The sequence below is a fragment of the Caulobacter sp. 602-1 genome, from assembly GCF_003931565.1.
GTDB lineage: Bacteria > Pseudomonadota > Alphaproteobacteria > Caulobacterales > Caulobacteraceae > Caulobacter.
On record NZ_RRYI01000014.1, the window covers coordinates 21,836 to 32,242 of the forward strand.

10 protein-coding genes are annotated in these 10,407 nt (G+C 69.0%); 2 read left to right on the plus strand and 8 right to left on the minus strand.

The window, feature by feature from the left end; translation table 11 throughout:
- Positions 1 to 6: 6 nt before the first annotated feature.
- Both EIK80_RS24935 and EIK80_RS24940 read left to right on the plus strand, forming a co-directional pair.
- Positions 7 to 564 (plus strand): hypothetical protein, encoded by a 558-nt coding sequence (locus tag EIK80_RS24935; protein WP_125159697.1) that lies wholly within the window; start codon positions 7 to 9, stop codon positions 562 to 564.
- Positions 565 to 605: 41 nt separating this feature from the next.
- On the plus strand, positions 606 to 1,160 hold the full coding sequence (locus tag EIK80_RS24940) for a hypothetical protein (protein ID WP_125159698.1): 555 nt from the start codon (positions 606 to 608) through the stop codon (positions 1,158 to 1,160).
- Between the two features lie 31 nt (positions 1,161 to 1,191).
- Here EIK80_RS24940 and msrA read toward each other — a convergent pair whose 3' ends face one another.
- The 8 genes from msrA to EIK80_RS24980 all read right to left on the minus strand — a co-directional run bounded on the left by msrA (position 1,192) and on the right by EIK80_RS24980 (position 10,229).
- Positions 1,192 to 1,710 (minus strand): peptide-methionine (S)-S-oxide reductase MsrA, encoded by a 519-nt coding sequence (gene msrA / locus EIK80_RS24945; protein WP_125159699.1) that lies wholly within the window; start codon positions 1,708 to 1,710, stop codon positions 1,192 to 1,194.
- A gap of 145 nt (positions 1,711 to 1,855) precedes the next feature.
- Positions 1,856 to 3,049, minus strand: coding sequence for a ComEC/Rec2 family competence protein (locus EIK80_RS24950; protein ID WP_125159700.1), 1,194 nt, complete (start codon positions 3,047 to 3,049; stop codon positions 1,856 to 1,858).
- A gap of 3 nt (positions 3,050 to 3,052) precedes the next feature.
- Positions 3,053 to 5,440, minus strand: a complete 2,388-nt coding sequence (locus EIK80_RS24955) for a TonB-dependent receptor domain-containing protein (protein ID WP_125159701.1) — start codon at positions 5,438 to 5,440, stop codon at positions 3,053 to 3,055.
- An 87-nt stretch (positions 5,441 to 5,527) separates the two neighbouring features.
- A complete protein-coding gene (locus tag EIK80_RS24960; RefSeq protein WP_125159702.1) occupies positions 5,528 to 6,484 on the minus strand; it encodes a FecR family protein in 957 nt (318 codons plus the stop codon).
- Positions 6,453 to 7,055, minus strand: coding sequence for an RNA polymerase sigma factor (locus tag EIK80_RS24965; RefSeq protein ID WP_125159703.1), 603 nt, complete (start codon positions 7,053 to 7,055; stop codon positions 6,453 to 6,455). Before EIK80_RS24965 ends, EIK80_RS24960 begins: the two co-directional genes overlap by 32 nt.
- A 92-nt stretch (positions 7,056 to 7,147) precedes the next feature.
- Positions 7,148 to 9,055, minus strand: coding sequence for an ATP-binding protein (locus EIK80_RS24970; protein WP_125159704.1), 1,908 nt, complete (start codon positions 9,053 to 9,055; stop codon positions 7,148 to 7,150).
- A 7-nt stretch (positions 9,056 to 9,062) separates the two neighbouring features.
- A complete protein-coding gene (locus EIK80_RS24975) occupies positions 9,063 to 9,746 on the minus strand; it encodes a response regulator transcription factor (RefSeq protein WP_125159705.1) in 684 nt (227 codons plus the stop codon).
- A 231-nt stretch (positions 9,747 to 9,977) separates the two neighbouring features.
- The gene (locus EIK80_RS24980) at positions 9,978 to 10,229 is read right to left on the minus strand and encodes a hypothetical protein (RefSeq protein WP_125159706.1); all 252 of its coding nucleotides are present in this window, start codon (positions 10,227 to 10,229) and stop codon (positions 9,978 to 9,980) included.
- Between the last annotated feature and the right edge of the window lie 178 nt (positions 10,230 to 10,407).

Below are 10,407 nucleotides of genomic sequence, written 5' to 3' on the forward strand. Positions count from 1 at the left end.
GGTTCGATGGTCGCTTTCGGGATCCGACGGCCGCTTCATAAGGCCCTGACGCGTGATCGCGCGGCGCCGTTCGTCAGGCCGCCTGCTGGCGGCGGGGCGCTGCGCTGGATCTTCCCCGTACTGTGCCTGGCCGCGCCCTTCCTTGGCGAGGTGGCGGTGATCTATCTGCCCAGCTGTCTGCTGTTCGGCGCCGTGCTGGGCATTTGGGGCGCGCACCGAACCGGAGCGGTGTGGTCTGTGATGATCTGGAGCCTCGTCACCGGTATATTCGGCGCCCTGCTGGCCTTCGTCGAGGTTCAGGTCGTCCCGGACTTGCGGATTCTGGCCTTGGTCACCGCGCTGATCCAGGCCCTGGCGCTTCTCGCGATCGGCGCGCCAGCCACGATCTCGGGATGGCCCGCGCGCGGCATGGTTCTAGCCAGCCTCGCCGGACCGCTCGCCTTGGCGTTGCTGGCGTTGCGCGGCGCTCCGGCTTGGGCGGCCTTGGCCGCCACCCTCGCCGTCGCGCTCGACCTGGCGGGGTTGCCTTTGGCGTTGATGGCGCGCCGTCGCGCGCGGCCGTGAGCCGCCGGCGGCCGTCTCCACGACTCGTCCTGACGGCCGCGGTGTTGATCGCGTTGATCGCCGTGGGTTGGCCGCTCGTAGCGGAACGCGACGTTCCTCGCATCTCGAACCCCGAAAACTCGCTTTCGCCGGTGCTGCGCGCCCAGACTTGGGCGACCTGGCGACGGCTGCAGGCGATCATCGCGCCCTGCAACGCGGCGGTGGAGGTGGTGGCCCGAGCAACGCCGCCGCCGTCCAGCCCGATCATCCCGTCACCGCCGGTGCGACAGGCTCAGGAGGCTTGTCGCGCCGCAGGTCTTGCCCTGTTGTCGCTGCGCGCCCCGCCCGCCGCCGATGACGCGACACGCGCGGCGTTCGACGCAGCCATTGAGCGTTGCCAGAGCGTCTATCTCGTCGAGGGCAACGCCCACGCCCGTCTCGCGCGGGCCCTGGAGCGGGCCGCTTCCGCGACCTCGCCCGACCGGCCAGACTTTCTCGACGCTTGGTCCGGCGTGCAGGAAGCCAATATCGACGCCCTGGGATGCCAGAGCGCCTTCATCAGCGTCGCGCGGCGCGCGGGAACGCCGCTGGACGGCCTCGATCCGGAGCTCCCGTGAGCGCGCTCGCGCCGCCCCTCGCGCTCGAAGACTAGCTCGCGGCGCTTTCACGCCGCGGCAGGCGCCAGCCCGGGCGGATGAAGTGGCAGGTATAGCCGTTCGGGATACGCTCCAGGTAGTCCTGGTGCTCGGGCTCGGCTTCCCAGAAGTCACCGGCGGGCTCGACCTCGGTCACGGCCTTGCCGGGCCACAGGCCCGAGGCGTCGACATCGGCGATGGTCTCGAGCGCCACGCGCCGTTGGTCTTCGGACATGTAGAAGATCGCCGAGCGATAGCTGCGGCCAAGATCGTTGCCTTGCCGGTTCAGCGTCGTCGGATCGTGAATCTGGAAGAAGAACTCCAGAAGCTGGCGATAGCTGATCAAGGCCGGATCGAACTGGATCTCGATGGCCTCGGCGTGGTCGCCATGATTGCGGTAGGTGGCGTTGGGCGTATCGCCGCCGGAATAGCCGACGCGGGTGGCGATGACGCCCGGATAGCGGCGCAGCAGATCCTGGACGCCCCAGAAGCATCCGCCGGCCAGGATGGCGGTTTCGAGCTTGGCGTCCATGGAGAAGTTCCTTCAAGAGCTGCGAGGCATCGCGCGCCTGACGCGACGCCCTAGCAAGTGGGGATGGATGCGGAGATGTCCAGGATCGGCCTCTCCGCGGCGGTTCAGCCGGCCATGGCAGGGCGGATTTTCGGCGGCGTGCGGGTCAACCGTCAGCCCGGCCAGCCGGCCACGGACCCGACCGCGAAATCACGCGGTCGCCCTCGTCGCGATTGTCGGTGACGATCACGCGATAGCTGGTCCCGCCCGGGGCGACGCGGATCACGACGTGGCCGCCGCGCGCGGCCAGGCGGTCGGTCAGCCACTTGTGAGTCAGTTCGTTGGCAGGCGAGAGGCCGGTGGCGAAGACGTCGCGCGGGCCGGGATAGAGACGCGGGCTCAGCATCCGGTCCAGGGTGTCGGTGCTGGGGTGCGCCGCGTGCCAGCCGGGGATGATCCAGGTGCGCGGTTTCAGGGCGCGCACGACGTCGGCGCCTGTGGCGTCGAACATGCCGTGATGAGCGGCGACGGCCACATCGACCCGACCAGCGACCTGGGCGGCGCGCGTTTCGACATCGCGCCAGGGCAGGGTCCCGTCGAAGTTGTTGCTGGTCAGGTCTCCCGCCGCGAAATAGCCGAAGTCGCCGTAGCGCAGGCGAATGGCGGCCGAACAGGCGTTTTCGTCGGGGATGTCATCCTTGGGGAGGGTATCGATCGGTGGGAACAGGCGGCGGGTTTCGGTCCCGCGACCACGCCAGACCTCGCCATTGGCCGCCAGGTTGCGGATCTCCGCGCCCGGGAGCGCGAACTGGTCGGCGGCGCCCACGCGGAACCGCTCGACCCGGCCTCCGGCCCGAACCCGCTCGCGGACGAAAGCGATATAGGCCTTGGCGAACGGCGCGTCCCAGACGGCGGGATAGGCGTAGTCGGGATAGCCACGATCGACCAGGGCGCCGATCGGCAACAGGGCTGCGACATCGTACAGGCCATCGATGTGGTCCGGATGCAGGTGGCTGACCAGGACGGCGTCAAGCTTCGGCTCGCCCGTGGCGGCCAGATGCCGGAGGGCGTAACGGCCGATCCACTCGCCGGCGCGACGGTCCGGACTTGGACGGATCTCCAGGCTGGCCGGCGGCGGCGTGCTGGAGGCCCCAGCGTCGATCATAAGGCTGGACCCGTCCGGCCCGATGATCAGCGTTGAGTCGCCCCGGCCTGTGGCGATGTGGTGGATATCCAGCCCGCCGCGCCGCCAGGGGCGCAGCGGCTGGCCGACGGCGTCGTCCTCGGGCAAGGGCGCGGCGGCGGCCAGAGCGCCCGCGCCGAGCAGCAGGCCGCGACGGGTGAAACGGGCGGTCGCCACTGCCTAGAACTTCGCCGACAGCATGACGCCGACCGTGCGCGGTTCGCCCAGATATTCGGCCAGCACGCCCTGGGTGGACGGGGTCAGCAGGTAATCGACATCGCCCAGGTTCTTGGCCCAGGCCGTCAACGCCCAACGGCCATCCTGGCTCTCATAGCCCAGCGACAGGTTGGTCAGGGCATAGCTGTCGATGTGCAGGTTCGGATCCTTGGTGGCGCCGGTATAGTAGCCGTCGGTATAGGCCCAGCTCAGCGCGCCGGTGACATAGCCCTTGCCGTTCAGCGGGATGCGGACGTCGGCGGCCAGGGCGCCCTTGTTTCGCGGCGACGAGCCCAGCGGATGGCCGGTGTTCACCGCCCCGCCCGGAATGACGAAGTTGTCGTAGACCGTGTCGAGCAGGCCGTAGTTCGCCATCAGGTTCAACCAGGGCAGGGGACGCCAGGTCACCTCCAGCTCCGCGCCCTTCACCGTGGCCTGGCCGGCGTTGGTGATGGTCAACACACGCGTCAGGTTGTTGAAGAACAGCTCCTGCTTGTCCTTGTAGTCCATGTGAAAGACCGAGGCGTTGACCCGCAGGGTGTCGGCCAGCCACTGGGATTTCACGCCCAGTTCGTAGTTGGTGACGGTCTCGGGTTCGAACGGCTGGGTCAGGGCCGAGATCACCGCCGCGTCGGTGTTGAAGCCGCCGGCCGTGTAGCCGCGCGTGACGCTGCCATAGACCTTGAGGTCCTCGCGCGGCGTCCAGCTCAGCACCGCGCGGGGCGTCACCTCGCTCCAGTCGGCCTTCAGGCCGTGAGCGGTGAAACTGCCGGTCGCGGGGCGGACGAAGTCGGTGCGGACGAGGTCGGCGGTCTTCTCGTCGTGGGTGTAGCGCGCGCCCAGGGTCAGGTCGAAGGTGGCTGGCAGATGGACCGTGCCGTCGACGAAGGCGGCGTAGCTCCTGGTTTTCACCGCCTGGTCCGTCAGGACGTCTGAGGCGGCAATGCCGGTGGCGGCGGCCAAGCCGCGCGTGCGCAGCTGGCGCTTGGCGTCCTCGTCGGCGAAATAGACGCCGGCCACCAGGTCGCCGCGCTCCCACTTCGGGCTGGCCCAGCGGATCTCCTGCGAGAACAGGCCGACATCGTCGACGTCGCGATTGACCGACTGGGTGTTGGTTCCGGTCAGGAAGGCGTAGCCGACGCCGGTGCCCGAATAGTCCTCGCCCGACTGCGACCAGCGATAGCCGGTGACGGAGGTGACTTGGCCGACCGGCGCGTTCCAGTAGACCCGCCCCGAGGCGCCCCACTGGTTTCGCGCGAAGTCCTGATTGTAGCCAAGCTCGGACGTGCGGCGGTCGCCGTCCGAACCGGCCGCCTTGGACGACAGGGTGCGGCCGCCATTGTGGTCCTGCGCGTAGTCTGCGCCCAGCAACACCTCGACGTCGTCGTTGGCGCGCAGACGGGCCTGGGCGCGGAGGCTGCGGCTGTCGAGATCGTCTTGCTCGCGCCCGGTCAGGCGGTCCTTGCCATAGCCGTCGTGCTGTTTGAGCGAACCGGCCAGGCGCAGGGCGACCGTCTCGCCGACGGGGATGTCTACACGGCCGTCGACCTGCTTAAGGTCATAGTCGCCGCCGCCGATCCGCACCGAGCCCGCCGTGTCGCCAAACGCCGGCTTGCCGGTGTCCAGCACGATGGCCCCGCCGGTGACGTTGCGGCCGAACAGCGTGCCTTGCGGGCCCTTCAACACCTGCACCGAGTTCAGGCCGTAGAGCTCGAAGGTCGCGGCGCTGTTGCGGGGGATGAACAGGTCGTCGATGACCACGGCCACCGGCTTGTTGGCGCCGATCTGGGTGAAGGTGTTGGTCGCGCCTCGAATGGCGATGGTCGGGCTGGACTGGCTGAACGACGACACCAGCAGGCCCGGCGTCAAGCGCGAGATGTCTCGCAGAGTTTCCAGGCGATAGGTCTCGACGGCGCGGCTCGAGAAGGCCGTCAACGAAATCGGCACCCCCTGGGCGGCTTCCTCGCGCTTCTGGGCGGTGACGATGATGGTGTCCAGCGCGGTGGGCTCGGCGGCCACATCGCCCGTGGCGCTGGCAGGACGCGCCACGCGCAGTGTGATGACGCGACCGTCGTCGGCAGCGATCTCCAGGCCGGTTCCGGCGATCAGCTTCCGCAGCGCCTCATGCAGGTCCATCTGGCCGTCGATGGCCATGGTGCGCACGCCCTTCAGCTGCGCGGCCGGGGCGAAGATCTGCACGCCGGCCTGCCGGGCGAACTGCGGGATGGCGCTGACCGCGTCCTGCGCGGGCACCTTGAAGGTCCGCTGCTGGGCCGATGCCGGGCCGCCGATGCACAGCGCCAGGGCGGCCACGCCGCCGGCCAGGATCGCTTTCGTCTTGTTCAAAGCCATGTCGCCCCTCTCGCGCGCCCGTCGCGGCGCGATTTCCGAGGCCAAGAGACGTCGCGGCGACGTCTCCGCCATGTGTCTCGAAACTTTTTACGTAGGACGCCGGCCCAGGCGGACGGTGCGCCCCTCGATATCCAGCCGCGCGCCGAAGGCCTGCGAGGCCGATCGCGCGAAGCTGACCGGGTCGTTGGCCGCGAAGAGACCGCTGACCGGCTCCTGGGCCAGGGTCGGGTCTTCGATGATCAGCCGCATGTCGCTATAGCGAGCGAACTCGCGGGCGGCCTGAGCCATGGTCTCTCCCTCGAAGGCGATCTTGCCCTCTCGCCAGGCCAGTCGCCGCACCAGCGCCGCCGGCGCGACCGTCTCGACCTGGGTCTGCTTGGGGGAGGCGTCCATCTGCTGGTTGGCGCCGAGTTGCAGGCGGCCGCGACGGTCTGTGACGCTGATCCGACCCTCGCGCACCACCACCGACACCGGCTCGCCGGCGATCGCCTTGACGACGAAGGCGGCGGTGGTCGCCATGACGGACAGGGCGTCCGCCGAGACGACGAACGGCTGCTCGCCCTTGGCCACCTCGAACAGAGCCTCGCCGCGAACGAGTTCGACCCTGCGCTGGCGGACGCGGATCTTGCTGTCGGTGTTGAGGGTGATGGCCGAGCCGTCCTCAAGCGGGATCAGACGGACCTCGCCCCGCTGGGACGCATAGGCGCGAGAGCCGTAGCTGGACACGCCCAGCGCCCCGACCCCGGCGACCAGACCGGCGGCCACCGCGCCGCCGCCCCAGCCGATCAGGTTCCGGCGCGATGGCCGAACGGCGGACTTGGCCTTGAATGGCGCGGGATCGAATTGCGGGCCCAGCGCGCGGGCGGCGTCGCTGCCGTCGTACAGCGCCTGGGCGCGGGCCAGGGCGCCGAGCCGGCGCGGATCGCCGGAGAGCCAGGTTTCAAGCTCGGCGTTGTCGGCGGTCGACAAGGGGCCGCGATCGATGCGTCCGGCCCAAGCCGCCGCCGCGTCGTCAACCGCCCGACTTGTCTCTCGCTCCGCCATCAAGGCCACTCGTTCCCGTGTCGTCGTTCCTAGATGCGCCGAGCGCGCGTTTTCCGCCACGTCCAAAGCGATCGATCAACAGGCGGATGCCCTTGACGATGTGCTTTTCAACCGTGTTTTCGGACACGCCCATGCGCGCGGCGATCTCGCGCTGCGAGAGGCCCTGCACGCGGCGCAGGATGAACGCCTCCTGGGTCTTCTTGGGCATCTCGGCGATGGCTTCGGCCAGCCGATGCAGCTCGTCGCGGTCGATCAGCACCTGCTCGGGCGAGGCCATCTCCGCGGGCAGGTCCAGGCGCTCCAGATCGGCGACGGCGCGTATCGAGACGATACGACTGCGCTGCACGTGGCGCACCAGCAGCGAATAGGCGACCTGGAAGAGATAGGCCTTGGGATTCTGGACGTCCTCGACGCTCTCCTTGGAGACCAGGATCGTATAGGCCTCCTGAATGACGTCGTCGGCGTCCAGGCCGGGCGCGAGTCGGCGGTTAAGCCAGCCGCGCAGGACATGCTCGTGCGGCAGGATGTTGCGCGCGAACCATCGGGACCGTTCGGGTGTGATCGCAGGCATGGCTCGGGGCGCGACTTTCCAGACGGGGATTGAGAGACGACGATCGGCGACGCGGCAAGCGGCCATGGGTCGTCCATCCTGCTTTGCTGCTGCTAACCGTCTTTCGTGACAGTCTTTCGCACCGGCAGCATCAGGAGCAGGCAGGCGCCGGCCGGGGCGGGCTCCCAGATGACCCGGCCGCCGATCGCCTCGGCGCGGCGTCGCTGGTTGGCCAATCCCCGGCCGGTGACGGGCAGGGCCGGATCGAAGCCGCGACCGTCGTCCCGCACGCGCACCAGCACGTGGCCGTCCTCGGTCCGCACCGACAGCGCGACCTCGCGGGCCTCGGCGTGCTTGAGGATATTGGCGAAGGTCTCCTGCAGGATGCGCAGGATGTGCAGCGCGTGGCGCTGGTCCAGCCATTCCAGGGGCGGGACCTCGCCGGCGTCCCAGGTCAGCTTCAGGCCGCTGGCCTCGAGCCGCGGCTGCAGGCGGAAGCGCAGGGTGGCCAGCAGCAGGAGCAGATCGGTCTCGACCGGCTCCATAGAGTCGATGGTCAGCTTCAGGTCGTCGATGCAGCCGCGCAGCAGGGCGACGGCGTCCAGGTCGGCGGCGCGATCGCCCTCGAAGGCCCGCAGAGCGGTGACCAGGGTCGAGCCCAGGCCGTCGTGCATGTCCTGCATCAGCCGTTGGCGTTCCTGGTGCAGCAGCTCGCGGTTCTCGATCTCGCGCAGCCGCTGGTGGCTGGCGGTCAGCTCGGCTTCGCGCTGGGTCAGGCGTCGCGCCAGATCGGCCTTGGCCCGGGTGGCCGTCTCCAGCGCCTCGATATAGCGGCTGAACATGATGTACCAGAACAGCACCGTGAACCCGACGCCGGTGAAGTTGCTGATGAACACGCTCTCGATGCTGACGATGTTCTGCTGCAGCGCCAGGTCGTAGACGCCCGAGAGCACGGTGACGAAGCACCAGGCCGACAGCAGCAGAGCGTCGCGCGACCTGAACCGGATCGACTGGCGCACGCCGTTGAAGGCCACGATCAGCCCGAGGATCAGGAGGTTGGCGTAGACAGGCGCCGAGAGCAGGGTGGGGTCCAGAAGGCCGGGCAGGGTGGCGATCGTCCAGAACCCGCCGTTGAGCAGCGCCACGCCCGTCAGCAGCGGCTGGCGCCGGCCGTGCAGCTCGGTGACGAACAAGTGCAGCACCACGATCATCCAGTAGGGCGAGATCACGGTGATCCAGCCGAACCAGGCGTCGGAAACGACCAGCGGATGCACGCCGACGAAGGTGTGCAGCATCCGCAGGAAGACCACGACGGAAGTCATGAAGTAGAGCAGGTAGATCGGCTCGCCGCGGCGGCTGAGCCAGACGAACAGGGCGAAGACGCCCGTCGCCAGGAACGCGAAAGACGAGAACGACGACAGCTGGACCTGCAGAATCTCTCGAATGGCGTAGCGCGGCGCCAGTTGACGATAGTTGCCGATCCAGACCGACGAGAACGCCCCGCCGATGCCGCGCACATGCTGCAGTCGGACGTCCAGCGTCCGGGGCGGATGCGAGACCTCGGTGCGCGGCAGACTGATCAGAAGAGGCTCGTTGGAGCCGTTCCACTGCAGATTGGCGTGCGACTGATGGATCAGCTGACCGTCGGCATAGATCGCCAGCGTGCCGTCGGACTTCCAGCGCGGCACATAGAGATAGAGCTGGCGGCCGTCGTCGGGCAGGGGTGGGACTTGCAGCGAAAACCAGGTGACGCGCGTGGCGATCCGCTGGGGCGCGGTTTCGGCTGTTGGCGCCCAGAGCGGCGCCGGCGCGTGGGGCATGACCACCGTTCGGCCGCTGGCCTGGAGGTTCGACGGAACGGTCGCCGGCGGCGGCTGGTAGCCCACCGTATCGGCGATAGTCATGCGCGCGGCGGTGATTCGCGCGCCGCCGGCGCGCGATTCGATGACGAAGGCGACCGCCAGAGCCAGAAGTCCCGCCAGGATCCAGGCCGCCCATGGAAACCACGGGCGTGCGGTCACCGACGGCCTAGAGGAGACCATGGGCGCGGGCCTCGAACACCGCCTCCGTCTTGGAGCGCACCTCCAGCTTGGCGTAGATGCGGCGCACGAAGGTCAGCACGGTGTTGCGAGACACGCCCATCAGCTCGGCGATCTCGTCGAACGAGAAGCCGCGGGTGATCAGCTGCAGCGTTTCCTTTTCGCGTTCGGACAGGCTGGGGACGCTGCTCCTTTCGACGGTCTCGGCTTCTTGGGCCGGACGTTCGTCGGGCCGGAAGCGCATCAGCACCTGGCGGGCGATGCGGGGGCTGATCGGACTTCCGCCGCCGTGCAGCACCCGGATGTCCTCGGCGATGGTCGGCAGGGGGCTGTCCTTGAGCAGATAGCCGCTGGCCCCGGCCTCGATCGAGGCGATGACGTGGCGCTCGTCGGCGAAGGTGGTCGCCACCATGATGGCGCAGGCGGGCCAGCGGGCGTGGGCTTCGCGGATAACGTCGACGCCCGAGCCGTCGGGAAGTCCCAGATCCACGACCAGCACGTCGGCCGGCCGTCCCGCCAGAAGGGCGCGTGCTTCGGTCGCCGTGGCGGCCACGCTAGCGATCGACAGGTCGGGCGCGGCGGCCAGGGCGGTGCGAAAGGCGTCCTGGAAGGCGGCGTCGTCCTCGACCAGGACGACCTGGAGCGGCGTCGACGACGCGGCCTCGATGCTCATCCTGACGCCCCTGTTCCTCGCGCCCGTTCCTCGCGCGATGGCTCGCGGCGCAAGCCATCGCAGACCTGGCCTCGTCCGTCGTCATCACATCTTGCGACAGGCGCGAGATTGCTCCGCTCCGCTCCGCCCGGCAACTAGGCCATGTCGAAAGCGTCGCGGGAAGCGACCGTCGATCAGCGCGGTGGGGCGCGAAGGGCGAGGGGCGCCGATACGACCGGCGCTCCTCGCCGATCAGCCTCGAGCGAGGCGTCGGAGGGGGGCGGCTTTTGGTCGCGCCAGCGCCAGGCTGACCCCGAAGGCGAGGGTCAGGGCCGCCGCGACGTAGCAGGCCGGGCAATGGCCAGCCAGGGACCAGGCGTCCTGGCTGCTGCTGCACAGCGGCCCCGCCAGCAGGCGCGGCAAGGCCTGAGCCAGGGCGATCGTCCACGCGACCAGAGCGGTCGCGCCGACGATCGGGACGATGAAACGAGACTTGGCCGACATGAAACTCTCCGGAAGCGCCGGCGGACAATCGTCCCGGATCCGGCTTCAGGCTTTGATACGTATCAAAGCCTGGGCATGCGGTGCGTGAGAGGAGGGGTTTAGGTTCGCCGCAGGGAGTCTGCATGTCCGCCCCGTCTCATACTTACGCCAGGCCCCCTGCGGGTTCGGGCGCTTTACT